The sequence below is a fragment of the Sphingomonas sp. JC676 genome (assembly GCF_014489075.1).
In the GTDB taxonomy this organism is placed as follows: Bacteria; Pseudomonadota; Alphaproteobacteria; order Sphingomonadales; family Sphingomonadaceae; genus Sphingomonas.
In genome coordinates this window covers 286,720-310,811 of the sequence record NZ_JACTGR010000003.1, presented here as the reverse complement: position 1 = coordinate 310,811, position 24,092 = coordinate 286,720, and the positions used below count along the sequence as shown (strand labels likewise).

Sequence of the window (24,092 nt, the reverse complement as noted above, 5' to 3'; positions counted from 1 at the left end):
CAAGGGGTTTGTCCGAGTTATGTGTCCTCTCTCTCGGTGACGGTTAGGTGGAGGCGCTTCTGCTTTGAGCGCAAGCGGCGGGATGTGGGGCGCGCGCCGTGCGCCTATATCGGGGGCATGAACCAGATGACCCTTTCCGACGATGCCGCCTGGGCCGCCTTCGAAGCGCGCGACCGCGCCTTTGAGGGGCGGTTCATCGTCGCGGTGATCACCACCGGCATCTATTGCAAGCCGACCTGCCCCGCGCGGCGGCCGCTGCGCGAGAATGTCCGCTTCTATGGCGACGCCGAGGCAGCGCGCGAGGCCGGTTTCCGCGCCTGCCTGCGCTGCAAGCCCGACGAAGTGGGGCGCGACCGCATCGCGGTTGCCGAGGCGGTCGCGCTGCTCGAGGCGGCGGAGGACCCGCTAGGGCTCGACGAGCTGGCCGAACGGGTTGGCTATGCGCCGCATCATTTCCACCGGCTGTTCAAGCGTGCCACTGGCGTGACGCCGGCCGCTTATGCGCGCGGCTTGCGCGCCAAGCGTGCGGCGGAGGCCTTGAACGAGGGCAGCGTGACCGAGGCGATCTACGAGGCCGGCTATTCGGCGCCGAGCCGCTTCTACGAGACCGCCAATGCGCGATTGGGCATGACGCCCAGCGCGTGGAAGCGTGGCGGCGCAGGTGTGACGATCCGCTGGACCGTCGCGGAGACCAGTCTTGGCCCGCTGCTGATCGCGGCGACCGACAAGGGGCTGTGCCGCATCGCGTTCGAGGAAGACCAGTTCGCGCTCGCCCGGCGCTTTCCGGCGGCGGAGATCGTGATGGGCGGCGCCGCGCTCGCCGCGTTGGCGGCGCGCGTGGTGGGCGAGGTCGAGAATCCCGGGCGCCATACCGACCTGCCCGTCGATGTGCAGGGCACGGCGTTCCAGGAAGCGGTGTGGAATGCGCTGCGTGCCATCCCCGCGGGCGAGACGCGCAGCTATGCCCAGATCGCTGCCGAAGCCGGCAGTCCCGGCGCGGTGCGCGCGGCGGGAACCGCATGCGGTGCCAACCATGTCCCGATCGTCATTCCCTGCCACCGCGTCCAGCGGAGCGACGGCAGCATTGGCGGCTATGCCTACGGCGTCGATCGCAAACTGGCGCTCAGGAAGCGCGAAGGAGTATCCGAATGAGCTATGTCATTGCGGGGCTCGACCCCACACCCTTCCGTCCGCTCTACGGCCTCGATGACGCCGCGCTGGCGGGCCTGGGCGTCGTGCGCGTCGTCGCGGACAGCAAGCCCGGCTTTCCCTGTCGCGTGACCCTGGAGGATGCAGAGCCCGGCGAGAGCCTGTTGCTGCTCAACTACGAACATCTTCCGGTGGCGAACCCCTATCGTTCGCGCCATGCGATCTTCGTGCGAGAGGGTGCCGAGACGCTAGCGCGCCATATTGACGAGATACCGGAACAACTTGCGGCTCGGCTGCTGTCGGTACGAGCGTTCGATCGTTACGCCATGATGACAAACGCGGAGGTTGTCGGCGGAGATGAGCTGGAAATGACAATAAAAAGATATTTCGAGGACCCGGCGACCGAATTCCTGCACGTCCACAACGCAAAGCGCGGCTGCTTCGCGGCACGCGTGGATCGCGCCTGAGCCTTATTCCGCGGGCGGGCCGTCCGGCGCGGCCGAGCAGTTATAGACCAATTTCTCGTTATAGACCGGCGGCAGCGAGGCACGGACCGATTGCTGCTGGGTGGCGAGCGCGGCGCGCGCGCTCTGGTCCGACGAACACGACTTGAGCGGCACGGTCGAGCGGAGCTGACGGGTCCGCTCCATCTGATCGGACGAGAGCAAGTAGCGGGTATTGGTATAGGTTCGCGTGTCGGGATCGAAATCGAGCACCGAGACGGTCTGCTCCTGGTCGGGAACCAGCACGCGCTGCCAGTGCTTGCCCGATTCGGCATATTGGGTGCGGCCGTTGACGCAGCCGTCATTGCCCAGATCGAGATTGACCGTGCCGATCGCGGTGACGGTGACGCGGCTGCGCTCGGGAACCAGCGTGCAGACCATCTTGCCGAGCGCGGCGCTGCTGACCGTCGCCGCGGCCTGGTTCGCCTCGGGGATCGGTAGCATCTTGGTCTCGTCGAAGCCGGGGCGGCTGAAGAACAGTGCGACCGCGCCGAGGATCAGCACGCCGCCACCGGCAGCGACGCCATAGCCCTCGCGCCTGCGATCACGCGATACCAGCAACCCGCCGCCCGCCAGGGCGAGCGCGCCGAGCACGAGCAGCACCGCGGCGCCGGCCATATAATTCTCGCGCATCGCCTCGTTGCGGCTGCGCGCCTGGGCGACGGCCTCCTGACGGTCGGATTCGGCCTTGGCCGCGATGGCGCGCGCCTTTTCCTCGGCATCGACCCGCGCCTTTTCATCGGCACTCCGATCCGCCGCCATCCGCTCCTCGATGCTCGTGCAGGCGATGTCGACCGTGGCGAAGGGCTGGTTGGCCTCGCGCAGGAAGTCCGCAAGCTCCCTGCCGGCAATGGCGAAGGCGAAGGTGGAGTCGCCCTCGTCGGCGCGGGTGATCGCCGAATTGACGCCGAGCACGCGGCCGCAGCGATCGAGCAGCGGACCGCCCGAATTGCCGCGCGCAATGCTCGCAGTGTGGAGCAGCACATTGGTACCCTGGAGCATGCGCAGCCCGGCGAACCCGCCCTGCGAGCGCACCGGCGATTGCGGCGTGATAAAATCGGCGGCGGACCGCGCGGTGGCCAGGTCGACATTGCCCGGATAGCCTAGCGCGATCAGCGGCTCGCCATCCTGCACGCCGCCCGAATAAAGGGTGAGCGGCGGCAGCTTGACGCCGGTGAATTCGATCAGCGCGAGGTCGCGCGCGGTGTCGATCTTGATCAGCGTGCCCTGGAACGACTTGTCGCCTTCGGACGGCACCACGCCGATCACGACATTGTCGGGGTAGCGCGAGGCGAGTTCGACGACATGGGCGTTGGTGACGATGCGGTTGGGCGCGACCGCGAAGCCGCTGCCATGGCCGAAGCCGACCACCTCATCGCCCACCACCGCGATGGTGACGATGCGGACGACGCCGCGGCCCGAGGCGGAGATATCGTCGGCGCGCGCCGACGAACCCCAAGCGAGGATCAGCGCCACCAGGATCAGCAATCGCCGCATCATATGCCCCGCCTGTTCGAAGGCGCCGCTTTCGGGCAAAATCACAAGGGGTTCAAGCGGGACGCCGGATCACGCACCTTTCTTGGGTTCTGTTGATGCGTCTGGCTTGGGCTTTTGTCCCATGCCGCGGATCACCGCCAGAGCGCCTTCCGTGCCTTTTTCATCAAGTGCGGTGATGATATCGGCTGCGAGATTGGATTCGCCGGAACGATGCGGGCCATAAGCGACGGGCTCGAACGCGATGCGGGCCGCCTTGGCGTTGCCCTTCTCCAGCAATGCAATGCCGGCGTTCATCCGAAGGCCCCGGTCATAGGGTGCGAGCGCATAGGCATAGATCAGACCGTCGAGCGCGCTCTTGGGCGGGGCCTGTTTTGCGGCGTGGAAGCTGTAATAATATTGGATCAGTGGTTCGGCATATTCGGTGTCGGCCTTGTTGGCCGTGATGAACCATTGGCGGATCGCGCGCCATTTGGCGGGATCGGTTTCGCTGGCCTTACGCGCAATCTCTGTCTGTGCCATGCCCTTATAGAGCAAGGCATGGACCGACTTCGGATCCGCCCCGAGCGCGCGATTTGCAGCGGCCTCTGCGGCGGCGTAATTGCCCGCGTCATATTCCGCTTCCGCGAGTTCGTTCTGCGCCCCGGCATCGTTGGGATAGGGCGCCGCCAGACGTCGGGCGAGGTCCACGGTTGTTTTGGCCGCGGCCTCGTCCACGCCATTCTCCGAAAGGATGCGTGCCGGCATTACCGCAGCCTCGCCGGCGGTGAGCTGGCGAATGGCGATCTTGCCCACCTTGAGCTTATCGGCATCCACTTGGGAGGCGGTCAGCGTGCTACGCTTGGCATAGACGGTCAGCTTGCTGTCGAGACTGTCGAGATCGCCTAGTGCCTGCGTGGCTTCTTCGATCGATTTGTTCGCGTTGATCGCGCCGATATATTGCGCGAGCTGGTCGGCGTGGCCGCCGCGGATCAGATAATGGGTAAGCAGCCACCCACGGGCATAAAGGACGCAGGTCTGCTCGTCACTCAGTTTGCCAGGGTCGAGCTTGACGAGCTGGCGCGCGGGCAGCGCTCCGGCGCGATCGATGCAGCCGGCCCGGTAGCTTGGTGACCGGCCGATAACGACGCTGCCATCGGTGCGCGTGGTGGCGGTAGCGACGAACTCCGCAAATCCCTCGATGAACCAGGGCGCGAACACGACACCGGGCCAGCTGGAGAACATGAAGTTATGGGCATATTCGTGCTGAAGAATCTCGCGTGCGCCGAGTCCGCCGCCGCCCGCGCTGCGCGGAACGAACGCAACCGACCCCGACGCCCGTGCCTTGAAGAAGCCCGCGATATTGCGGCGGTCGATCAGCTTCTCGATGGTGCTCACATTATCGACGAAGAATACGGTCACCCGCGCATTGGGGCTGATTGGCCGGTCCGGTGTGCCTGTGACGATGCGCAGTGCCTGGTCGAAGCGTTCCAGCTCATCGGTGAACGCGCGCAATTTCTCGGGCGCGCCTTCGGAATAGACGACGAAATGGCTCGAACTGGCCTCGCTCCACTGCGCATGCGCAACCGAGGGCGCGACCAAAGAAGCGACGAACAACAGCCTGCGAAGCATGAATTTCTCCCCCGTGCGCGCAACAATAGAAATCGCTTTTCGCGCGAGCAAGCAAGGATATGGCCGGGGCTACACGAAGCTGTAGGGATCGACGTCGACTGCCACGCGGACCTTGGCGCCCCAGCTGAGGCTGCCCAGCCAGTCGCGGATCACATCCTGCACGTCGAAGCTCCGCTTGGCGTGGACGAGCAGGCGGAAGCGATGGCGGCCGCGCAGCATCGCCATCGGTGCGGGGGCGGGGCCGTAGACATGCATCTCAGGCAGCTGCGGCGCGGCGCGGCCGATCATCCGGGCAGTCTCCTCCGCCGCCGCTTTGTCCTCCGACGAGACGATGATCGCGGCATAGCGGCCATAAGGCGGGGCATCGGCGTCGCGGCGCGCCTCGGTCTCGGCGGCGTAGAAGGCCTCGGCATCGCCGCTGATCAGCGCCTGCATCACCCGCGCATCGGGAGCGTGGGTCTGGATATAGACGGTGCCCGGCTTCTCGCCGCGCCCCGCACGCCCCGAGACCTGCCTGATCTGCTGGAAGGTGCGTTCCGAGGCGCGCAGGTCGCCGCCGTCGAGGCCCAGATCCGCATCCACGACCCCGACCAGGGTGAGGTTGGGGAAATGATAGCCCTTGGTGACGAGCTGCGTGCCGATGATGATGTCGATCGCTCCATGCTCCATGCGCGCGACGAACTCGGCGGCCTTGGCGGGCGACCAGAGCGTGTCCGAGGTGACGATCGCGGTGCGCGCCTCGGGAAAGAGCGCGGCGACCTCGTCGGCGATGCGCTCGACGCCGGGGCCGCAGGCGACGAGCGTGTCCTCCGACTTGCATTCGGGGCACAGGCTCGGCGCCGGGATCGTGTGGCCGCAATGGTGGCAGGAGAGGCGGCGCAGCAGCCGGTGCTCGACCATCCAGGCGGTGCAGTTGGGACATTGGAACCGGTGCCCGCAGTTGCGGCAGAGCGTCAGCGGCGCATAGCCGCGGCGATTGAGGAACAGCAGCGACTGTTCGCCGCGCTCGAGCGTCTCCTGCAATGCCTTGACCAAGCGGGGCGCGAGCCAGCGGCCGCGCTCGGGCGGTTCCTGGATCAGGTCGATCGCCTCGATCCGCGGCATCTCGGCGACGCCGAAACGGGCGGGGAGCTTCAATTCCTCGTAGCGGCCGAGCTCGACCTGGTGGCGCGTCTCGATCGCCGGCGTGGCGGAGGCGAGGATGACCGGGCATTCCTCGAACTTGCCGCGCATCACCGCGACGTCGCGCGCATGATAATGGACGCCGTCTTCCTGCTTGAAGCTGGTCTCGTGCGCCTCGTCGACCACGATCAGGCCGAGATTGGGATAGGGCAAGAACAGCGCCGAGCGTGCCCCCACCGTCACCATCGCCTCGCCGCTCGCGATCGCGCGCCAGGCGCGGCGCCGCTGCGAGGTGCGCAGCCCCGAATGCCAGGCGACGGGCTCGCAGCCGAACCTTTTGGCGAAGCGGGTGAGGAAGGGCTCGGTGAGCGCGATCTCGGGGAGCAGGACGAGCGTCTGCTTGCCGGCGGCGAGTGCCGTCGCGACCGCCTCGAAATAGACTTCGGTCTTGCCGGATCCGGTGACCCCGTCGAGCAGGAAGGGCTGGAACGCCTTGGTACTCACCGCCTGGCGCAGGATGCTGGCGGCGTCGGCTTGATCGACGCTGAGATCGGGCGGCCCGAAATTGGGATCGGGGATCGGATAGGGCATGTCGGTATCGACCACCACCGCCTCGATCGCGCCGGTCTTCACGAGGCCCCGGATCACGGCGTCGGAGACTTCGGCGATCGTCGCCAGCTCGCGCACCAGCCCCTGGCGCTCGCCGATCCGCTCGAGCGCCTGGGCGCGCTGCGGGGTGAGGCGACCGGGGATTAGCCCGGTCGCGCGATATTCGACGATCGTCGGCGCGCTCTCGAACGCCGCAGAGGTGCGCAGCGCCATGGCGAGCACGGCGGAAGGCGGGCTCAGATAGTAATCGGCGGTCCACTCGACCAGGCGGCGGACCGATGCGGGGATCGGCGGCGCGTCGGCCACCGCGAGTAAATTGCGCAACCGGTTGTCGCCGACTTCCTCGGTGGGCAGCCGCTCGGGCTCCCAGACGACGCCGGCATATTGGCGCGGCCCGATCGGCACGACGACGATCGAGCCGGGCTCGACCGTCATGCCGTGCGGCACGCGATAATCGAGGACTCCGAGCACGGGATGCAGGACGAGGATACGGGCGCGGTTGCCGGGCATGGCCGCGTCATATGGGGATTTTGCGGCGAACGGGAATCCCGTATCGCGCGTTATACCCGCCAGGAGGCTCGCCATGTTGCTCTTTGCCGCGCTGCTGCTCGTCCAGACTGCCCCTGCCGACCAGGCCACTGCCTGCAAGGCGGCCGATGCCTCGCTCCCCACCGCGCTGACGGGCTGGACCGCCCCGGGCGATGAACTCACGCCTGACAAGGCGGTCTCGCTCGACACCGTCGATGCCGTGGCGTTGAAAGGGCTGCCTGCCGGCGCCAAGCCGGGTAAGGCCGCGACGATCGCATTCCGGATCACGACCGCCGGCACCTATGGCATCGCGCTCGACCAGCCCGGCTGGATCGACGTGCTGCCGGGCGCCACGGGCGGCACCGCGCTGACCTCGGTCGCGCACGGTCATGGTCCGGAATGCTCGACGATCAAGAAGATCGTGCGCTTCAAGCTCGATCCGGGCGCCTATCGCCTCTACGTGACCGGCCTCGCCCAGCCCAAGGCGAAGGTGATGCTGGTGGTCGGCGAATAGTCGCGGGCTCACATTTGTTTCGAGTGCGCGCTAGTCCGCATCGCCATGATGTCCGGAAAAGACCCCATCGAGCGTCAAGGATAGGGTCAGGGTCATCGCGTGATCCATCTGGTCGCGGGCGCCGCCGCGACCGAAGCGATACTGGTTGAGATAGCCCACATCGGTCGACAGCCTCCGCGCAAGCGGCACGGTGATGCCGATCGAGTTGCGCATCCGCTCATAGCCGGAGCGCTGGCCCCAGCGCGTATCGTTGAGGTTGAGGAAGTCCTCATGCGTGGCGAACAGCGTGGGCCCCTTGCGCGCCAGCGGGAGGGTGAAGCGGAGCTGCGGGCGAAAGCGCACGCCCACCCCGCTGCCGCTGCTGTTGAAGCGCTGCTCGAGGCGCAGGCGGGTGGCGAAGCCTCCGCCCAGCGTGACCGTGACGATCTGGCGAAGCCGCTCCTCGTTGGGCAGCGCGCGGCCATGGTCCCAATCCTCGACATGGCGATAGCCCGCGGCGATCTCGACGCCGTTCGCGACCACCATGCTGCCCAGTGCGCCGAACTCGGAATGGAAGAAGCCGCCCGCGCGATCACTGAACCGCCCGATCGATTCGAGCGTGACGCGGGCCTTGTCCCCGACCGGAACCGAGGCGTTGGCGGCGAGCCAGAGCTGCTCGTCGGTCCGCTGGGCGAATGCCGGCAGCGGAGCGAACAGGAGCAGGGCGAGAAGCGCGCGGTGCATCGCGGTGTCCCGTACACGTTTGTCATTCCCAAGTCATTTCGAAGGGGCTTGTTTCGGTATCGGAACGAAAATAGAACAAGAGCGACCGAGGGGGAGGCGAATCATGTTCCTGACCGCGCTTGCACTGACGATGGCGGCGCCGTGCCGTACGCTGGACACCACGCTGCCGCGGCCGCTGGCCGGCTGGACGCGACTCGGGCGGACACTCGACACCGGGCACGCGGTCACCCTGGCGGCGGGGCGCGGCAAGGCGGTCACCACGAGCGTGCGAATCCGCAAGGCGGGCATATTCGGCGTCGCGGTGGACCAGGACGGCTGGGTCGATCTCTATCGCGGACAGGGCAAGGCACTGGAAATGGCCTCCGAAAGCCGTGGCCCGGCATGCTCGACGATCCGCAAGATCATCCGCTACCGGCTGCGGCCCGGCACCTACCGGGTCGAAGTGCGGCAATTAAAGGCACCGCGGGTCAAGCTGCTGCTGGTCGCGGGCGAGCGGCGCTAGGCCCTCTAGCGTTTGCCCGATCCGGCGTGCTCGGCTAGGCGGTGCGCGATTCCCGCCGGAAAGGTATCCCCATGAAATTCTTCGCCGACACCGCCGACACCGCCGACATCCGCGACCTGGCCGAAACCGGGCTGCTCGACGGCGTCACCACCAACCCGTCGCTGATCCACAAGGCCGGTCGCGACTTTCTCGAAGTGGTCGCCGAGATCTGCGGGATCGTCGACGGTCCCGTCTCCGCCGAAGTCGTCGCGCTCGATTTCGCGGGCATGATGCGCGAGGCCGAGATCGTGCGGAAGATCGCCGACAATGTCGCGGTCAAGGTGCCGCTGACGCTCGCGGGGCTGAAGGCGTGCAAAGCGCTCACCGACGAGGGCACGATGGTCAACGTCACACTCTGCTTCTCGGCGAACCAGGCGCTGCTCGCCGCCAAAGCGGGCGCGACCTTCGTGTCGCCGTTCGTCGGCCGCCACGACGACAACGGCTTCGACGGCATGGAACTGATCGCCGACATCCGGCAGATCTACGACAATTACGATTTCGGTACCGAGATCCTGGTCGCCAGCGTGCGCCACCCGATCCATGTGCTGGAAGCCGCCAAGATCGGCGCCGACGTCATGACGGCGCCGCCCGCGGTGATCCGTCAGCTCGTCAAGCACCCGCTGACCGACAAGGGCATCGAAGGCTTCCTCGCCGATTGGGCGAAGACCGGGCAGAAGATCGGCTGACTTCTCAATCCTCCCCCAGCTTGCTGGGGGAGGGGGACCATTCGCGGAGCGAATGGTGGAGGGGCCGCTGCGGAACGCGGCGGTGACCCGCCGTGCCCCCCACCCCGCCTTCGGCGGCGGTCCCCCTCCCCGAGACAAGCTCAGGGAGGACCTGTACTATGCACTCGTGACCGAACCCGCGCTCCCCCTCCTTTACGCCCAGCATCTCGCCCGCGACCGGCGGCGATCGGCGCATACTGTGCGCGCGTACGGCGCTACGGCGGAGCGGCTGGTGGCGTTCCTGCAAGGGCATTGGGGCGGCGCGGTGACGCCCGAGGCGCTGGCCAAGGTGAGTTCCGCCGATCTGCGCGCGTTTCTTGCGCAGCGTCGCAACGAAGGGCTCGGCAATGCATCGGCGGCGCGCGAGCTTTCGGCGGTACGCGGCTTCCTGAAATTCGCGACGGGCGATCATGCCGATCTGCCGCGATTGCGCGGGCCGAAGGTCAAAAGGGGCGTGCCGCGCCCGATCGCGCCGCACGAGGCGGTGGCGCTCGCCGAATGGGCCTCGGACGAGGCAAGCGAGCCCTGGATCGCGGCGCGCGACTGGGCGGTGCTGCTGCTGCTCTACGGCGCCGGGCTGCGCATCGGCGAGGCGGTTGCACTGACCGGGGCGATGCTGCCGCTGGGCGCGACGATGCGTGTCACCGGCAAGCGCGACAAGACGCGGATCGTGCCGCTGCTGCCCCAGGTCCGCGAGGCGATCGACGCCTATGCCAAGATGTGTCCGTACGGCGTTTCGGCCGAAGCGCCGCTGTTTCGTGGCGCCAAGGGCGGGCCGCTGCCGCCCGGAGCGATCCGCAAGGTCGTGCGCTCGGCACGCACTGCGCTGGGACTGTCCGAGCGGACCACGCCCCACGCGCTGCGCCACAGCTTCGCGACGCATCTGCTGGGCCGCGGCGCCGATCTGCGCGCACTGCAAGAGCTGCTCGGGCACGCAAGCCTGAGCTCGACTCAGATCTATACGGCGGTGGACGCAGCGCATCTGCTCGACGTCTATCGGAACGCCCATCCGCGCGCCTGAGCGCGGGACCACGCTATGATCCACGTTGGTGATCCCGCGGCGGAATTACATTACACCGTTGGAATGACCGACAGTTTCCGCGCCGACATCGCAGCCGTTCACGATATTCCCGGCATCCGGGAAATGCTCGAGCAGGTCTGCACGCTCACCGGCATGGGCTTCGCCGCCGTGGCGCGGGTCACCGGCGAGCGCTGGGTCGCCTGCCAGGTGCTCGACAAGATCGAGTTCGGGCTCCATCCGGGCGACGAGCTCGAGATCAAGACGACGATCTGCGACGAGATACGCGCCAGCGGGAAGGGCGTGTTTATCGATCATGTCGGCAGCGATCCGCACTGGCGGACGCATCCCGTACCCGCGCTTTATGGTTTCGAGAGCTATGTCTCGCTTCCTATCGTGCTCGAGGATGGCAGTTTCTTCGGCACGCTGTGCGCGATCGATCCCGCTCAGCGCACGAGGTCGCTGGCGGAGGTTGTGGGACAGCTCCAGGAATTCGCCCGGACGATCGGCCAGGCGCTCGACGGGCTTCGCCGCGTGCCCGCCTAGCGCTGCGTGCGCGGCTTCCAAGTGAGGACGCGCCAGATGTAGAACAGAACCATCAGCACGATGACGCCGGTCACCACCGGCGCGATCCAATGGTCGATCGTCTCGAAATTGGTGCCCAGCCAATAGCCGACCCCGACCAGGATCGTGTTCCACACGGCGCTGCCCGCGGTCGTGTAGATCACGAAGCGCCAGAACGGCATGTGGAGCAGGCCGGCGGGGATCGAGATCACCGTGCGGCCGATCGGCATGAAGCGGAACACGAACACGGTGATACCGCCCCAGCGATCGAAAAAGCGGCGCAGCCTCTCGACATCCTCCCATTCCAGCGTCAGCCAGCGGCCCCAGCGTTCGATCGCGGGCTGCAATCGCTCATAACCGAAGCGCCGGCCGATCTCCCACCAGAAGAGATTGCCCACCGCGCAGCCCGCAGTGCCGACCAGCACGAGCAGCAGGAAGTCCATCTTGCCCTGGCCGGCGGCGATGCCGCCCAGGCTCATGATCAGCTCGGATGGGACAGGCGGGATGACGTTTTCCAGCACCATCAGCAGGAAGATGCCGAAATAACCCCAATCGAGCCAATGGATCATGGCCTCAGCCGCGCGCAGCGACGCGGCGCTCGATCGCTTCCCAGATCATCGCTCCCGTGTCGCTGCCGTTGAACCGGTCGATCGCGACGATGCCGGTGGGGGAAGTCACGTTGATCTCGGTCAGCCATTCGCCGCCGATGACGTCGATGCCGACGAAAAGGAGCCCGCGGCGCTTGAGCTCGGGGCCGAGCACCGCGCAGATCTCCTGCTCGCGCGGCGTGAGCTCGGTCTTGGCCGCGGAGCCGCCGACCGCGAGGTTCGAGCGGATCTCGCCTTCGCCCGGGATGCGGTTGATCGCGCCCGCGACCACGCCGTCGACCAGCACGATGCGCTTGTCGCCCGACGCCACCGAGGGGAGGAACGCCTGGATCATGTGCGGTTCGCGATAGGCAGTGTTGAACACCTCGATCAGCGCGGAGAGGTTGGCGCCGTCGCGGCCGACCTTGAAGATCGCCTTGCCGCCGTTGCCATGGAGCGGCTTGACGACGATCTCTCCATGCTCGGCCAGGAATGCCCGCGCCTCGTCCAGGCTGCGCGTCACCAGGGTCGGCGGCATGAAGCGGGCGTAGTCGAGGACGAAGACCTTTTCGGGTGCGTTGCGGACATTGACGGGGTCGTTGACCACAAGGGTCTTGTGGGCGATCCGCTCTAGCAGGTGGGTGGCGGTGATATAGCCGAGATCGAAGGGCGGATCCTGGCGCATCAGCACGACATCAGCTTCCTCGCCCAGGTCGAGTTTCACCGGATCGGCAAACGTGAAATGATCCCCCGCCACACGCTGGACGGTGACCGGATGCGCCCGCGTCCAGACGCGGCCGTCGCGATAGTTCAAATCCTCGGCGGCATAATGGAACAGCCGGTGGCCGCGCGCCTGCGCCGACAGCATCAGTGCGAAGGTCGAATCGCCTGCGATGTTGATCGCGTCCAGCGGGTCCATCTGCACGGCGACGGTGAGCGACATTCGGCCTCCTTTTGACACCCTTAGGTGACTTATCGAACTAAGTCACCCTATCCAGGCGTTCTCGATATGGCGAGGCAGCGTCTTGGGGGCAATGAGGATCACATCGACGCGGATATCGTCGCCGGGGCCGGCGTAGCGCGGCATCAGCACCTCGGCCGCCGCGGCGACGCGCGAGAGGCGGAACTGGTCGATCGCGAAGTCCAACTCGGCGGCGGTGCGGCGGGTCTTCACCTCGACAAAGGCGATCAGATTCCCTTTGCGGACGACCAGATCGACTTCGCCCGCGGACGTGCGGACGCGGCGGTCGAGAATCTTCCAGCCGCGCAGCCACAGCCACCATGCCGCGCGCCGCTCACCGTCGCGGCCGCGAATTTCGGCGGCACGGCGGTCCCTCACCCCTTCATCTCCATCGCCCGGGCATAGAGCTCCCGCCGGTCCAGCCCGAGCTTCTTCGCCACTTCCCCCGCCGCCTTGGATGCGGGAAGGCGGGTGAGCGCCTCGGCGAGCGCGGTGTCGGCATCCTCGGCCGATGCCGGCGGCGCCTCGCCCGGCGGAGCGACGACGATCACGATCTCGCCCTTGGGCGGCGCATCGGCATAGCGCGCGGCAAGCGACGAGAGCGTGCCGGTCACGCACTCCTCGAACTTCTTGGTGATCTCGCGCGCGACGCCCGCCTCTCGGTCGCCCAGTCCCTCGGCAAGCGCGGCCAGGCAGGCGGACAGGCGCGGACCCGATTCGTAAAAGACGAGGGTAGCGCGCACCGAGGCGATCTCGGCGATCGATTCGGCCCGGGCGTGCTGCTTCGACGGCAGGAAGCCAACGAACAGGAAGCGATCGGTCGGTAAGCCCGCCAGCGTGAGCGCCGCCACCGCCGCGCAGGGTCCGGGAATCGTAACCACCAGATGCCCCGCCGCCCGCGCATCGCGGACTAATTTATAGCCGGGATCGGAGATCAAAGGCGTCCCCGCGTCGGAGACCAAAGCCACCGCCTCGCTCGCCATTCGCGCGATCAATCCGGGACGCACCGCATCGGCATTATGGTCGTGATAGGGCAGCATCGGCCGCTTCACGCCGATATGCCTGAGCAAACCCGCAGTCACACGGCTGTCTTCAACTGCAACCACATCGGCCGCCGAGAGTATTTGCGATGCGCGCGGGGACAGGTCGCCGAGATTGCCGATTGGCGTGGCAACAATGTAGAGGCCGGGCGCTAGAACAGGTTTCATCGGGGAGAGTCATGGCAGACGCCAAAGGGATACGGCAACACGGGCTTTTCGCCTGCCTGCGCTGGGCGGTGGTCGGCACGGCTCTTTTCATCGCCGGCTGCGCCTCCGGGCCGCGGGTTGTACCCGAGCCCACACGGCCTGCGCCGGTCGAGCGGCCGGTGACGCGGCCGCCGGTGATCCAGCCCGGCCTGCCCCAGGATACCGAGCGGCACCGCGTCGCTTTGCTCGTGCCGATGAGCGGCGCCAATGCCGGCGTCGGCAAGTCGCTGCAGAACGCGACCCAGCTCGCGATCCTCGACACCGGCACCGATGCGATCCGCATCACCACCTATGACACCACCGCTCCCGGCGGCGCCGCGGCCGCAGCCGAACAGGCCGTGGCGGACGGCAACAAGCTGATCCTGGGCCCGTTGCTCGCCGAGGACGCCCGCGCGGTCGCTCCGATCGCGCGCAAGGCGCATGTCCCGGTGCTGAGCTTCTCCAACGATGTCAGCGCGGCGGGGAACGGCACCTTCCTGCTCGGCTATTCGCCTACCCAGTCGATCGAGCGCGTAGTCGCCTATGCCCGCACCAACGGCATCAGTCAGTTCGCCGGCCTGATTCCCACTGGCGTCTATGGCGAGCGCGTCTCCACCTCCTTCCTGCGCACCGTCGAGGAAGCCGGCGGCAAGGTGCTGGCACTCGAGACCTTCGATGCGCGCCCGGGTTCGATGACCAATGCGATCACCAAGCTCGGCCGTGTGCCGTATCAGGCGGTGCTGATCGGCGGCAGCAGCGGCAGCGCGGTCGCGGCACTTCCGACGTTGCGCAAGTCGCCCAACGGCAAGACCGCGCGCGTGCTGGGCACCGAGCTGTGGAACAGCGATTCGTCGATCGGCGCCAAGCCCGTGCTGGGCGGCGCCTGGTTCGCGAGCGTGCCCGACACCTTCTATCGCCAATATGCGACTAAGTACCGCGCCCGCTTCGGCACCGCGCCCTACCGGCTTTCGACGCTCGGTTATGATTCGGTACTGCTGACCGTCCGCATCGCGCGCGAATGGCGGCCGGGCGAGGATTTCCCGGCGCAGCAACTCACCAATCGCGGCTTCGGCGGCGTCGACGGGGCATTCCGCTTCGGCAGGGACGGCGTCGCCGATCGCGCGCTCGAAGTGCAGGAGATCCGCGGCGGCACGATCGTGACGGTTTCACCCGCGCCGGCGAACGTCGACTAGTCGAGCACGATCTCGCGCAGGATCGCCTCCAGGACGGGCATCCCCGCCTCGGTGGCGCGCAGGCGGTCGCCGTCGCGCGCCATCAGGCCCTGATCGGCGAGCCGCGCGATCGCCAGATCGTGGAGCGGCGCGGTGCCGCCCGCCAGCGCCGCGATGCGTCGGACATCGACGCCCTCGCGCAGGCGCAGGCCCATCACGAGACCTTCGGTCGCGCGATTGTGCGGCGTCAGCTTTTCCTCGACCTGGAGGCCGTTGGCGTTGCGGTCGATCGCCGCCATCCAGTTCTCGGGCTTCTTGTGGCGCACCGTCGCGAGGCCCGCGCGCCGGCCATGCGCGCCGGGGCCGACCCCGGCATAGTCGCCATAGCGCCAATAGGTCAGGTTGTGCCGGCTCTCGGCGCCCGGCTGGGCGTGATTCGAGATCTCATAGGCGGGCAGGCCCGCGGCGGCGGTGATCGCGCGCGTCGTCTCGAACAGGTCGGCGCCCGTATCTGCATCGGGAATGGTCAGCGCACCTTGTGCCGCGAGCGTGGCGAAGCGCGTGCCCGGCTCGATGGTGAGCTGGTAGAGCGAGAGATGCTCGGTGCCGAAGCCGATCGCGCGGGTGAGCTCGGCTTCCCACGCCGCAGCCGACTGGCCGGGCCGGGCATAGATCAGGTCGAAGCTGACGCGGCCGAACGCCCGTTGCGCGGTGTCCAGCGCCGCCAGCCCCTCGTCCACGTCATGCGCGCGGCCGAGAAAGGCGAGTGCGTCATTGTCGAGCGCCTGGAGCCCCAGCGAGACCCGGTTGACGCCCGCTGCCGCTAGATCGGCGAAACGCGCGGCTTCCACGGAGGAAGGATTGGCCTCGAGAGTAATCTCGATATCCGGCTCGAAAGCCCAGTGCCGCCCCGCCGCCTCGATCAGCGCCGCTACGGTTTCGGGCGGCATCAGCGAGGGCGTGCCGCCGCCGAAGAAGATCGATCCCAGCCGGCGCCCCGGCAGCAGCGCCGCCTCATGCGCCAGATCGGCGAGCAGCCCGGCGCGCCACGCCGCCTGGTCGACGCTTTCGCGGACATGGCTGTTGAAGTCGCAATAGGGGCATTTCGACACGCAGAACGGCCAGTGCACATAGAGTGCGAGCGGGGGAGTGTCGGTTTTCATAGCAAGGGCTGGAGCGGGTAACGGGAATCGAACCCGTGTATTCAGCTTGGAAGGCTGCTGTACTACCATTGTACTATACCCGCTAGCCGCGCGCCGATTGGCACAACCCGGCGCACATGGTCAACCGCTAAGGGGCGACGCCGATTACCCGACGCCGCCCCACCCTTGCGACCCGCAGGGGATCGCCTTGGTTCAGAAGCGGTAGTCGACTCCGGCCAGCACCTGGTGGCGCGAGAGGTCGTCGCCAAATTCGGTGTGGCGATACTCGCTCGACGCGGGTGCGGATGCGGTAGCCGTTCTTGTCTGCGCCTGGGCCGATCGGCCACCAGCCAGCGTGGCGCCGGCCGCGAGAACCAGAAGGATGGTGATACGCATTGGTCAATTCCCTGGATGATGTCGGGCATCCGGCCCGCAATTCCGCGTCGGCTACTATCGACCGCCCGAGGTGTGTTATATAGCTATGACAGCTCACACACCGGTCCCGCGACCGGAGCGACGAAGCTGCGTCGGTTGCGGTGCAGCATGGGATGAAGCGGCGACCCCGCGCGTTGAAGCGACCAAAATGTAAACGGCCATCCGGAGCGGGTCCGGATGGCCGTCGATGCGCCTGCCCTGGGGCGGGGCGAAGCACGGCGTCACCGCTACCGGGGGAGTGAACGGGACATTTGTCGGATAGGCGAATCGGCCCGGCATGTCCGCCTAGCCGCGACGAACGTGCGACGAATGCGCGGGCTCGGCCGGCGTTCAACGACCGCACCTTCCTTCGTCACCCCGGCATTGTGCCGGGGTCCACCAAGCATCTGGGCGACGTGATCGAGCCCGGAGCGGCTCGCGTCCGGCATAGTGGACCCCGGCACCAGGCCGGGGCGACAATGGAGACTCAAGTCCCGGATACGCAACTAGACTCAGGGCCGGGCGAGCGTCTCTTCGATGGGGGTAAAGGCGGATCGCGCGCCCGTCCCATCGACCACATCTGTCGCGAAATAGACCACGCCGGTGCCCGTCTCGCGATCGACCCACAGCCCCGAACGCAGGCCATAGGCTTCGCCGGCATGGCCGATGCGGCGGACGCTGTCGCCGAACGGATCGTCGCGGCACCCCTGCGTCGGCGTCGCGAGATACGTGATCGCCAGGCCATAGCTGCAATAGAAGCCGTGGCTGGTGTCGCCGTTGCTGCCGTTAAAGGTCCAGAGCGGCGCCTCGAGCAGCGCCATCGAGCGCGCGCTCAGCAATCGCACACCGTCCACCGTGCCGCCGCCGAGCAGCAACCGGCCGATCTTCGCCAGCCCGTGCATCGAGATGCGCAGCCCACCCTGCGGCGCGAACACCGCGCCGTTCGCGCCCGCGCGCCACTTCGAAAGATCGCAGCCGCCATCGCTGGCGGGAGTGACCGGACAAAGCGGAGCCGCGCCGCGATTGTCGTCCCGCACCGGCTGAGCGTCGCGATAGAGTACCACCGCGCGCGCCGCGGTCTTCGCGTCGCAGCTCGCCCAATTGTAGCAGGCCTGGATCCTGAGCGGCCGCAGCACCAGCCGGTCCATCAGCCGGTCGAAGCGTTCCCCGGTCGCGCGCTCCATCACCGCGGCGACCACTGGGAAGTTGAAATTGGTATAATTGAACCAGCTTCCCGGCGCGTGCGTCGCATCCCACGCCTTGGGATTGCCCAGCACCCCGCGCATGTCGGCATCGAGCGGCAGGACATAGTCGATCGTGTCGGTCAGGCTCGATCGATGCGACAGGAGCAGCCGCAGGGTGATCGGGGTGTCGGGAAAGGCGGGGTTGCGCAGCTTCCAGCCCAGCCATTTGGAGACATCGGCATCCAGGTCGAGCTTGTGCTGCTCGACCAGGCGCAGCACCGCGATCGACGTCACCAGCTTCGAGATCGAGGCGACGCGCACCGGATCGTCGGCGGTGACCCCGCGGCCCGCGGCCAGATCGGCCACGCCTTGCTGGCGGATCGAGGTTTCGCCTTTGCGGTCGAAGGTGATGCGCACGCTGGCGAGCGGGTGCGGCGTGGCTGCGAGCAGCAGGGCGGTGAAGAGCATGGCCCAAGGCTAGGCGAACCGGCGCGATGCGCGCAAGCGGTTGCCCCGTTCGCAAACGCGACTAGGCTGTGGCTATGAACCTGCGCCACATCGAGATTTTCCATGCGGTCTATGTCAACGGGTCGGTGAGCGGCGCGGCGCGCGCGCTCAACGTTTCGCAGCCTTCGGTATCGAAGATGCTGCGCCACGCCGAATCTTTGCTCGGCTTCCAGCTCTTCCAGCGCACCAATGGCCGGCTGGTGCCCACCGACGACGCGCATACCTTGTTCACCGAGGTCAGCGAGATCCAGGACAAGGTCTATGCGCTGCGCGAGGCGAGCCGGAACCTGCGCCGCGGCAGCGGGCACGTGCTGCGCGTCTCGGCCTTGCCTTCGATCGCGCTCGATGCGCTGCCCACTGCGGTCGCGCAGTTCCTGCGGACGCACGAGAGCGTGAAGTTCGATCTCCAGACGGTCCATCACGACGATCTTCTCCGCAAACTCTATGAGCGCGAGACCGACATCGCGATCGCGTATGAAGTGCCGCACGCCGCGCCGGTCGGGCATCGCTGGCTGGGCGAGGGCGAGCTGGTGGTGCTCTATCGCGAGGAGGATATGCCCGACGCGCCGCCCCGCATCGAGCTCCAGCGGTTGCGCGACCACAAGTTCATCAGCGTGGTGGCGAGCGGGCCTATCGGCCAGCTCTTCACCCAGGAGCTCGAGCGCGCCGAGATCGTGCTCGACGAAATCGTATCCGCGCGTACCTTCTATATCGCCACCGCCTTGGTGCGGCAGGGGGTGGGGCTGACGGTGGTCGACAGCTTCACCGCCGAGGCGTCGATGGCGCCCGGCCTCTCGATCCGGCCGCTCAAACCGCAGGTGACGTTCGACGTCCATGCAATGTTCCTGCTCAATCGGCCGCCCACCGCGCTTGCCACCGATTTCCTCAAGACGCTCGCTGGGGTGATCGACGCGCCATAACGGCTGGCTATGCCGAGCCGCGCCATTGATATGCGCGGGGGCCGCGCACCGACGATAGCGTTATCAGGATGATACCCGCACCCTTTCTGCTTTACCTGGGCCACAGCACCGACTTCGCGGGCATCAAGACCTCGCGCGGGCTCGCCGAGTTCCGCCGCGATGATTGCGTGGGCGAATTCCGTCATGACGATTCGACACTCACGCTCGGGCTGCCGCGCATGACGATCGCCGAAGGCGCAGCGGCGGGAGCGAAAACCTTCGTTCTCGGCGTCGCCAATTCGGGCGGGATGATGGGCGGCGACCTGGTCGATGATGCCGTGGCGGCGCTCGAGGCAGGAATGAATGTCGCTGCGGGCCTGCACCAGCGCCTGCGTGACGTGCCGCGGTTGGCGGCGCTCGCGGCGGAGAAGAGCCTCCAACTGTTCGACGTGCGCGAGCCGCCGGCCAACATGGTGGTGGGCAACGGCAATCCCCGCGCCGGCCATCGGCTGCTCACCGTCGGCACCGATTGCTCGGTCGGCAAGATGTACACCACGTTGGCGCTCACCCAGGGCCTGCGCGCGCGTGGCATCAAGGCCGATTTCCGCGCGACCGGCCAGACCGGCATCCTCATCGCCGGCGAGGGCGTGCCGATCGACGCGGTGGTCGCCGATTTCATCTCGGGCGGGATCGAAGTGCTCGCGCCCGCGCGCCACGATGGTGGCTGGGATCTGATCGAGGGGCAGGGCTCGCTGTTCCACCCCTCGTTCGCCGGGGTCTCGACCGGGCTGCTTCATGGCGCGCAGCCCGAGGCGATCGTGATGTGCCACGATCCGGTGCGCAGCCATATGCGCGGCATTCCCGGCCGCGCATTGCCCGGTCTCGAGGAGTGCCTTGCCGCCAATCTGCATGTCGCCCGGCTGACCAGCCCCGATGTGCGCGCGGTGGGCGTGTGCCTCAACACCTCGCGGCTCGATCGCGCCGAGGCCGAACGGCTCTGCGCCGCCACCGCGGATAGGTTGGGCCTGCCCTGCACCGATCCGATCGCATTCGGCGTCGATCCGATCCTCGACGAGCTGCTATGCCTAGAATCCTCCGCGCGCAGCACGACCGCTTCGCGCTGAGCCGTCCGTTCCGCATCTCGCGTGGGGTCAAGACCCAGGCGGATGTGGTGACGGTGACGGTGGAGGCGGACGGCGTCATCGGGCGCGGTGAGGGCGTGCCCTATCCGCGCTATGGCGAGAACGTCGAGACCACACTCGCGGCGATCGAGGCCGCGCGCCCAGCGATCGAGGCCGGCGCCGGGCGCGAGGAATTGCTCGGGCTGCTGCCGCCCGGCGCGGCGCGCAACGCCGTGGATTGCGCGTTATGGGATCTGGAATCGCGGGCCTCGGGCAAGTCCGTCGCGGCGATGATCGGCGCGCCCGAGCCCGAGCGGCTGGCAAGCGCGCTCACTATCGGCATCGACACGCCGATGATGATGGGCGCCGCGGCCCGCTGCATCGCCGCTGCCCCGCTGATCAAGATCAAGGTCGATGCGACGCTTCCCGATGCGCAGATTGCCGCGGTGCGCTCCGCCGCGCCCGATGCCGCGCTGATCGTCGATCCCAATGAGAGCTGGAACCAGCGGCTGGTCGAGGCGATGCAGCGCGTGCTGGTCAAGCACCGGGTGTCGCTGCTCGAGCAGCCAGTACCCGCCGACGACGATGCATGGCTGGAGGGCTTCACCCCCGACGTGCCGATCTGCGCCGATGAATCGGTGCATGTCGCGGCCGATCTCGACCGCATCGCCGCGCGCTACCAGGTGGTCAACGTCAAGCTCGACAAGTCGGGCGGGCTCACCGCGGGGCTGGAGCTGGCCCAGGCGGCGCGCGCGCGCGGGCTCGGGCTGATGACCGGCTGCATGATCAGCTCATCCTTGTCGATCGCCCCGGCGCTGCACATCGCGCGCCGCTCCGATTTCGTCGACCTTGACGGTCCGATCTGGCTCGCGGAGGATCGCGCGGGTGGGGTACGCGACGAGCATGGGCTTATGCTACCGCCGGCAAAGGGTTTTTGGGGATCGCCATGAAGGTCGCGCTGCTGTTTGGAATCGCGGCTTTCACGCTGGGCGCGGCATCGCCGCCGGCGGCGCAGGAAGCCGATCTGCTGATCCGCGGCGGCACGATCTATACGGGGGACGAGGCGCCTTTCACCGGCGACCTGCTGATCAAGGGCGATCGCATCCTCCGGGTCATCCGCTATCGCGACGGCGTGGCCCCCTCGAAGCTGCGGCTGACCGCAACCAGTGTGATCGATGCCAAGGGCATGATCGTCGCGCCCGGCTTCATCGATCCGCACACGCATATGGGCGAGGATCTCGCATCCGACGACCCGGCCAAAAGGCTGATCCCGGCGTTCCTCATGCAGGGCGTCACTACCGCGTTCATCGGCAATGACGGCGGCGGGAGTCCCGATGTCGCTCGGGTGCTCGGCAGCGCCGCGAGCAAGCCGGTAGGCATAAACTATGCCGCCTATGTCGGCTTCGGCGCGGTGCGCGAGAAAGTGATCGGCGAGGCGGACCGCGCGCCGACGCCCGGGGAGCTGGCGCAGGAAAAGGCGCTCGTCGCCGATGCGATGTGCCACGGCGCGCTCGGCCTCTCGACCGGGCTGTTCTATGCGCCGCAGAGCTTCTCGAAGACCGAGGAAGTGATCGAGCTCGCCAAGGAAGCCGGCAAGCGCGGTGGCGTCTATGACAGCCATATCCGCGACGAATCCTCCTACACGGTCGGGCTGGCGGCAGCGATCGACGAGGCAATCCGGATCGGCCGCGAGGGCGGGCTCCCGGCGCATATCAGCCATATCAAGGCGCTCGGCATCGACGTGCAGGGCCAGGCGCCGGCGATCATCGCCAAGGTCGAGGCCGCGCGGAAGGCGGGACAGAATGTCACCGCCGATCAATATCCGTGGGACGCATCGGGCACGAGCCTGGTCGCCTCGCTGATGCCGATCTGGGCGCAGGACGGCGGTCGCCCGGCACTGCTCAAACGCTTCGACGATCCCGCGCAGGCCGAGAAGCTACGCGCCGGCATCACCGAGAATCTCCGCAAGCGCGGTGGCCCCGAGAAATTGCTGATCGTCGAGGGCAAATATGCCAACCAGACGCTCGCTCAGGTGATGAAGGTGCGGGGCGAGGACGCGGTAACCGCTGCGATCAACGCAATCCGCCTCGGTGATTCGGGCACCGTCTCGTTCAACCAGAGCGAGGCGGACATCGCCGCGTTCATGCGCCAGCCCTGGGTAATGACCGGCTCCGACGCCTCCGGCGGGCACCCCCGCGTCTATGGCAGCTTCGCCCGCAAATATTCGAAGTACGTCGTCGCCGATCATGTCCTGACCTTGCGCGAGTTCATCGAGCGCAGCACCGCTTTCCCGGCCGACTGGTTCGGGCTCAAGGGGCGCGGCCATTTGAAGCCGGGCGCGTTCGCCGATGTGGTCGTGTTCGATCCCAGCACCTACGCCTCGCGCGCTACCTATGAGGCGCCGACCCTGCTCGCTGCCGGCGTGCGGACGGTGGTCGTCAACGGCACCATCGCGGTCGACAAGGGCGCGCTGACCGGCAAGGCCGGCGGCCGCGCGCTGCCGCATACCCCCACGCCCGGAAGCTGCCGCTAGGTGCTCAAGGCCTGGTTCGGCATCGCGCTGTGGCAGCGTGTCCTCGGCGCCCTGGCGCTGGGGCTGGTCTTCGCTTTGGTCTGGCCGTCCGCCACGCCGCACGTCCAGTTCCTCGGCGACCTGTTCGTCCGCGCGATCCGCATGCTGGTCGCGCCGATCGTGCTGGTGACGATCGCATCGGGCATCACGTCGCTCGCCGATCCCAGGCGCCTCGGCGGCCTTGGCGGCCGGACGATCGGGCTGTTCGCCTTCACCACCGCGATCGCGGTCTCGGTCGGCATGCTGGTTGCGACTTTGGTCCGCCCCGGCGTGGGCGCACCGCTCGGCACCGCCGCGCCGCACGCGCTGGGCGTCCCGGTCACCCCCTATGACCAGCTGATCGGCATCATCCCGCTCAACATCGTCGACGCATTGGCCAAGGGCGACATGCTCGCGCTGATCTTTGTCGCGATCTTGGTCGGCTGCGGCACGGTGATCGCGGGCGAGGCGGGCAAGCCCTTCGCCGCGGTGCTCCAGTCGACGTCGGCAGTCCTCTTGAAGGTTGTCGGCATCGTCATGGAGGCGACGCCGTTCGGCGTGTTCGCGCTGATCGCCAATGCCGTCGCGGCGAACGGTGCGGCGGTATTCGTCCATGTCGGCTGGCTGGCGCTGGCAGTGGTGCTGGGTTCGCTGATCCAGATCATCGTGGTGCACAGCCTGATGCTCAGGCTGCTCGCGCGCCTGCCTTTGCTCCCCTTTTTCCGCGGCATCGTCGACGCGCTGGTGGTCGCTTTCTCCACCGCGTCGAGCTCGGCGACCCTGCCCGTGGCCATGCGTGTGGCAGAGCAGAATCTGGGCGTAGGCCGCCCGGTTTTCTCCACCGTGCTCCCCTTGGGCGCGAGCATCGGCAAGGACGGCACGGCAATGTATGTCGGGCTATTGAGCATGTTCGCGCTCCAGGCCTTCGGCACGCCGCTGACGCCGCAGGTCTATGGCATGGTGCTGCTCACCGGGGCGCTCGCCGCGTTCGGCACCGCGCCGGTCCCCTCGGCCTCCTTGTTCATGCTCGCCGCCGTGCTCTCTGCGGTCGGCATCGCGCCTGAACAGACCGCTCTGGTCGTCGGCTTCGTGCTGCCGTTCGATCGGCTGCTCGACATGACCCGCACCGTCCCCAGCGCCAGCGCCAATCTTACCGTCGCGACCTGTGTCGCACGCTGGGAAGGCGAGCTGGACGAGGAAGTCTATCGCGCGCCCGACATGGCTTGA

General features: G+C 67.4%; 24 protein-coding genes and 1 tRNA gene. 13 read left to right on the top strand and 12 right to left on the bottom strand.

The genetic code is table 11. The features are described from left to right. Positions 1–117: 117 nt before the first annotated feature. The gene (ada, locus tag IAG41_RS12055; RefSeq protein ID WP_187728878.1) at positions 118–1,152 is read left to right on the top strand and encodes a bifunctional DNA-binding transcriptional regulator/O6-methylguanine-DNA methyltransferase Ada; all 1,035 of its coding nucleotides are present in this window, start codon (positions 118–120) and stop codon (positions 1,150–1,152) included. Then, the gene (locus tag IAG41_RS12050) at positions 1,149–1,616 is read left to right on the top strand and encodes a DUF1203 domain-containing protein (RefSeq protein ID WP_187728877.1); all 468 of its coding nucleotides are present in this window, start codon (positions 1,149–1,151) and stop codon (positions 1,614–1,616) included. Before ada ends, IAG41_RS12050 begins: the two co-directional genes overlap by 4 nt. Before the next feature lie 3 nt (positions 1,617–1,619). Here the strand turns inward: IAG41_RS12050 and IAG41_RS12045 are convergent, their stop codons facing one another. The 3 genes from IAG41_RS12045 to IAG41_RS12035 all read right to left on the bottom strand — a co-directional run bounded on the left by IAG41_RS12045 (position 1,620) and on the right by IAG41_RS12035 (position 6,998). After that, the gene (locus tag IAG41_RS12045; protein WP_316251147.1) at positions 1,620–3,152 is read right to left on the bottom strand and encodes a S1C family serine protease; all 1,533 of its coding nucleotides are present in this window, start codon (positions 3,150–3,152) and stop codon (positions 1,620–1,622) included. Between the two features lie 66 nt (positions 3,153–3,218). Continuing rightward, positions 3,219–4,757, bottom strand: a complete 1,539-nt coding sequence (locus tag IAG41_RS12040; protein WP_187728876.1) for a tetratricopeptide repeat protein — start codon at positions 4,755–4,757, stop codon at positions 3,219–3,221. 69 nt (positions 4,758–4,826) lie between these two features. Further along, positions 4,827–6,998, bottom strand: coding sequence for a primosomal protein N' (locus IAG41_RS12035; protein WP_187728875.1), 2,172 nt, complete (start codon positions 6,996–6,998; stop codon positions 4,827–4,829). Between the two features lie 73 nt (positions 6,999–7,071). On the opposite strand from IAG41_RS12035, the gene IAG41_RS12030 reads away from it, so the two are divergent. Continuing rightward, complete coding sequence (locus IAG41_RS12030) at positions 7,072–7,530, top strand: hypothetical protein (RefSeq protein ID WP_187728874.1); 459 nt, start codon at positions 7,072–7,074, stop codon at positions 7,528–7,530. A gap of 30 nt (positions 7,531–7,560) precedes the next feature. On the opposite strand, the gene IAG41_RS12025 is transcribed toward IAG41_RS12030, so the two are convergent. Further along, the gene (locus IAG41_RS12025; RefSeq protein WP_187728873.1) at positions 7,561–8,253 is read right to left on the bottom strand and encodes a DUF2490 domain-containing protein; all 693 of its coding nucleotides are present in this window, start codon (positions 8,251–8,253) and stop codon (positions 7,561–7,563) included. Positions 8,254–8,356: 103 nt separating this feature from the next. On the opposite strand from IAG41_RS12025, the gene IAG41_RS12020 reads away from it, so the two are divergent. The 4 genes from IAG41_RS12020 to IAG41_RS12005 all read left to right on the top strand — a co-directional run bounded on the left by IAG41_RS12020 (position 8,357) and on the right by IAG41_RS12005 (position 11,083). Then, a complete protein-coding gene (locus IAG41_RS12020; protein ID WP_262408633.1) occupies positions 8,357–8,755 on the top strand; it encodes a hypothetical protein in 399 nt (132 codons plus the stop codon). Between the two features lie 71 nt (positions 8,756–8,826). Beyond that, positions 8,827–9,480 carry a fructose-6-phosphate aldolase gene (gene fsa / locus IAG41_RS12015; RefSeq protein ID WP_187728872.1) on the top strand — a complete coding sequence of 218 codons (654 nt, stop codon included), beginning with the start codon at positions 8,827–8,829 and terminating at the stop codon, positions 9,478–9,480. 166 nt (positions 9,481–9,646) lie between these two features. Then, on the top strand, positions 9,647–10,540 hold the full coding sequence (locus tag IAG41_RS12010; protein WP_316251152.1) for a tyrosine recombinase XerC: 894 nt from the start codon (positions 9,647–9,649) through the stop codon (positions 10,538–10,540). A 15-nt stretch (positions 10,541–10,555) separates the two neighbouring features. Beyond that, positions 10,556–11,083 carry a GAF domain-containing protein gene (locus IAG41_RS12005; RefSeq protein ID WP_262408632.1) on the top strand — a complete coding sequence of 176 codons (528 nt, stop codon included), beginning with the start codon at positions 10,556–10,558 and terminating at the stop codon, positions 11,081–11,083. On the opposite strand, the gene IAG41_RS12000 is transcribed toward IAG41_RS12005, so the two are convergent. Genes IAG41_RS12000 through rsmI form a run of 4 tightly spaced genes read right to left on the bottom strand, consistent with a single transcriptional unit; the run spans position 11,080 to position 13,857 of the window. Beyond that, positions 11,080–11,670, bottom strand: coding sequence for a DedA family protein (locus IAG41_RS12000; protein ID WP_187728870.1), 591 nt, complete (start codon positions 11,668–11,670; stop codon positions 11,080–11,082). The two genes, IAG41_RS12005 and IAG41_RS12000, sit on opposite strands and share 4 nt — an antisense overlap. A gap of 4 nt (positions 11,671–11,674) precedes the next feature. Further along, the gene (gshB, locus tag IAG41_RS11995) at positions 11,675–12,631 is read right to left on the bottom strand and encodes a glutathione synthase (protein ID WP_187728869.1); all 957 of its coding nucleotides are present in this window, start codon (positions 12,629–12,631) and stop codon (positions 11,675–11,677) included. Positions 12,632–12,673: 42 nt separating this feature from the next. Further along, positions 12,674–13,027: a YraN family protein gene (locus IAG41_RS11990; RefSeq protein ID WP_187728868.1), complete on the bottom strand. Its 354-nt coding sequence runs from the start codon at positions 13,025–13,027 to the stop codon at positions 12,674–12,676. Beyond that, a complete protein-coding gene (gene rsmI, locus IAG41_RS11985) occupies positions 13,024–13,857 on the bottom strand; it encodes a 16S rRNA (cytidine(1402)-2'-O)-methyltransferase (protein ID WP_187728867.1) in 834 nt (277 codons plus the stop codon). The genes IAG41_RS11990 and rsmI overlap by 4 nt, the downstream gene beginning before the upstream one ends. A gap of 11 nt (positions 13,858–13,868) precedes the next feature. Between rsmI and IAG41_RS11980 the strand changes: the two genes are divergently transcribed. Then, positions 13,869–15,068 carry a penicillin-binding protein activator gene (locus IAG41_RS11980; RefSeq protein ID WP_187728866.1) on the top strand — a complete coding sequence of 400 codons (1,200 nt, stop codon included), beginning with the start codon at positions 13,869–13,871 and terminating at the stop codon, positions 15,066–15,068. Here the strand turns inward: IAG41_RS11980 and hemW are convergent. From hemW to IAG41_RS11960, 4 genes are all read right to left on the bottom strand, one after another. Then, positions 15,065–16,210 carry a radical SAM family heme chaperone HemW gene (hemW, locus tag IAG41_RS11975; RefSeq protein WP_187728865.1) on the bottom strand — a complete coding sequence of 382 codons (1,146 nt, stop codon included), beginning with the start codon at positions 16,208–16,210 and terminating at the stop codon, positions 15,065–15,067. The two genes, IAG41_RS11980 and hemW, sit on opposite strands and share 4 nt — an antisense overlap. Positions 16,211–16,219: 9 nt before the next feature. Further along, a tRNA-Gly gene (locus tag IAG41_RS11970) sits at positions 16,220–16,293 on the bottom strand. A 109-nt stretch (positions 16,294–16,402) separates the two neighbouring features. Continuing rightward, positions 16,403–16,585, bottom strand: coding sequence for a hypothetical protein (locus tag IAG41_RS11965; protein ID WP_187728864.1), 183 nt, complete (start codon positions 16,583–16,585; stop codon positions 16,403–16,405). A gap of 530 nt (positions 16,586–17,115) precedes the next feature. Continuing rightward, positions 17,116–18,255, bottom strand: coding sequence for a serine hydrolase domain-containing protein (locus tag IAG41_RS11960; RefSeq protein WP_187728863.1), 1,140 nt, complete (start codon positions 18,253–18,255; stop codon positions 17,116–17,118). Positions 18,256–18,329: 74 nt separating this feature from the next. Between IAG41_RS11960 and IAG41_RS11955 the strand changes: the two genes are divergently transcribed. The 5 genes from IAG41_RS11955 to IAG41_RS11935 all read left to right on the top strand — a co-directional run bounded on the left by IAG41_RS11955 (position 18,330) and on the right by IAG41_RS11935 (position 24,092). Continuing rightward, positions 18,330–19,214, top strand: a complete 885-nt coding sequence (locus IAG41_RS11955) for a LysR family transcriptional regulator (RefSeq protein WP_187728862.1) — start codon at positions 18,330–18,332, stop codon at positions 19,212–19,214. A 68-nt stretch (positions 19,215–19,282) separates the two neighbouring features. Then, a complete protein-coding gene (gene dgcN / locus IAG41_RS11950; RefSeq protein ID WP_187728861.1) occupies positions 19,283–20,317 on the top strand; it encodes an N-acetyltransferase DgcN in 1,035 nt (344 codons plus the stop codon). Next, entirely contained in the window at positions 20,275–21,264 is a 990-nt protein-coding gene (gene dgcA, locus IAG41_RS11945) for an N-acetyl-D-Glu racemase DgcA (RefSeq protein WP_187728860.1), read from the top strand. The genes dgcN and dgcA overlap by 43 nt, the downstream gene beginning before the upstream one ends. Beyond that, the gene (locus tag IAG41_RS11940; RefSeq protein ID WP_187728859.1) at positions 21,261–22,847 is read left to right on the top strand and encodes an N-acyl-D-amino-acid deacylase family protein; all 1,587 of its coding nucleotides are present in this window, start codon (positions 21,261–21,263) and stop codon (positions 22,845–22,847) included. The genes dgcA and IAG41_RS11940 overlap by 4 nt, the downstream gene beginning before the upstream one ends. Then, entirely contained in the window at positions 22,848–24,092 is a 1,245-nt protein-coding gene (locus IAG41_RS11935) for a dicarboxylate/amino acid:cation symporter (RefSeq protein ID WP_187728858.1), read from the top strand. It begins immediately after the preceding gene.

Bases quoted from the DNA above. Each gene is read 5' to 3' on its own strand.
- IAG41_RS12025 (WP_187728873.1), bottom strand. From the start codon at position 8,253: ATGCACCGCGCGCTTCTCGCCCTGCTCCTGTTCGCTCCGCTGCCGGCA.
- dgcN (WP_187728861.1), top strand. From the start codon at position 19,283: ATGATACCCGCACCCTTTCTGCTTTACCTGGGCCACAGCACCGACTTC.
- IAG41_RS12050 (WP_187728877.1), top strand. From the start codon at position 1,149: ATGAGCTATGTCATTGCGGGGCTCGACCCCACACCCTTCCGTCCGCTC.
- IAG41_RS12030 (WP_187728874.1), top strand. From the start codon at position 7,072: ATGTTGCTCTTTGCCGCGCTGCTGCTCGTCCAGACTGCCCCTGCCGAC.
- IAG41_RS12000 (WP_187728870.1), bottom strand. From the start codon at position 11,670: ATGATCCATTGGCTCGATTGGGGTTATTTCGGCATCTTCCTGCTGATG.
- IAG41_RS11955 (WP_187728862.1), top strand. From the start codon at position 18,330: ATGAACCTGCGCCACATCGAGATTTTCCATGCGGTCTATGTCAACGGG.
- fsa (WP_187728872.1), top strand. From the start codon at position 8,827: ATGAAATTCTTCGCCGACACCGCCGACACCGCCGACATCCGCGACCTG.
- hemW (WP_187728865.1), bottom strand. From the start codon at position 16,210: ATGAAAACCGACACTCCCCCGCTCGCACTCTATGTGCACTGGCCGTTC.
- IAG41_RS12040 (WP_187728876.1), bottom strand. From the start codon at position 4,757: ATGCTTCGCAGGCTGTTGTTCGTCGCTTCTTTGGTCGCGCCCTCGGTT.
- IAG41_RS11980 (WP_187728866.1), top strand. From the start codon at position 13,869: ATGGCAGACGCCAAAGGGATACGGCAACACGGGCTTTTCGCCTGCCTG.
- IAG41_RS12020 (WP_262408633.1), top strand. From the start codon at position 8,357: ATGTTCCTGACCGCGCTTGCACTGACGATGGCGGCGCCGTGCCGTACG.
- IAG41_RS12005 (WP_262408632.1), top strand. From the start codon at position 10,556: ATGATCCACGTTGGTGATCCCGCGGCGGAATTACATTACACCGTTGGA.
- IAG41_RS11960 (WP_187728863.1), bottom strand. From the start codon at position 18,255: ATGCTCTTCACCGCCCTGCTGCTCGCAGCCACGCCGCACCCGCTCGCC.
- rsmI (WP_187728867.1), bottom strand. From the start codon at position 13,857: ATGAAACCTGTTCTAGCGCCCGGCCTCTACATTGTTGCCACGCCAATC.
- ada (WP_187728878.1), top strand. From the start codon at position 118: ATGAACCAGATGACCCTTTCCGACGATGCCGCCTGGGCCGCCTTCGAA.
- dgcA (WP_187728860.1), top strand. From the start codon at position 20,275: ATGCCTAGAATCCTCCGCGCGCAGCACGACCGCTTCGCGCTGAGCCGT.
- IAG41_RS11965 (WP_187728864.1), bottom strand. From the start codon at position 16,585: ATGCGTATCACCATCCTTCTGGTTCTCGCGGCCGGCGCCACGCTGGCT.
- gshB (WP_187728869.1), bottom strand. From the start codon at position 12,631: ATGTCGCTCACCGTCGCCGTGCAGATGGACCCGCTGGACGCGATCAAC.
- IAG41_RS12035 (WP_187728875.1), bottom strand. From the start codon at position 6,998: ATGCCCGGCAACCGCGCCCGTATCCTCGTCCTGCATCCCGTGCTCGGA.
- IAG41_RS12045 (WP_316251147.1), bottom strand. From the start codon at position 3,152: ATGATGCGGCGATTGCTGATCCTGGTGGCGCTGATCCTCGCTTGGGGT.
- IAG41_RS11940 (WP_187728859.1), top strand. From the start codon at position 21,261: ATGAAGGTCGCGCTGCTGTTTGGAATCGCGGCTTTCACGCTGGGCGCG.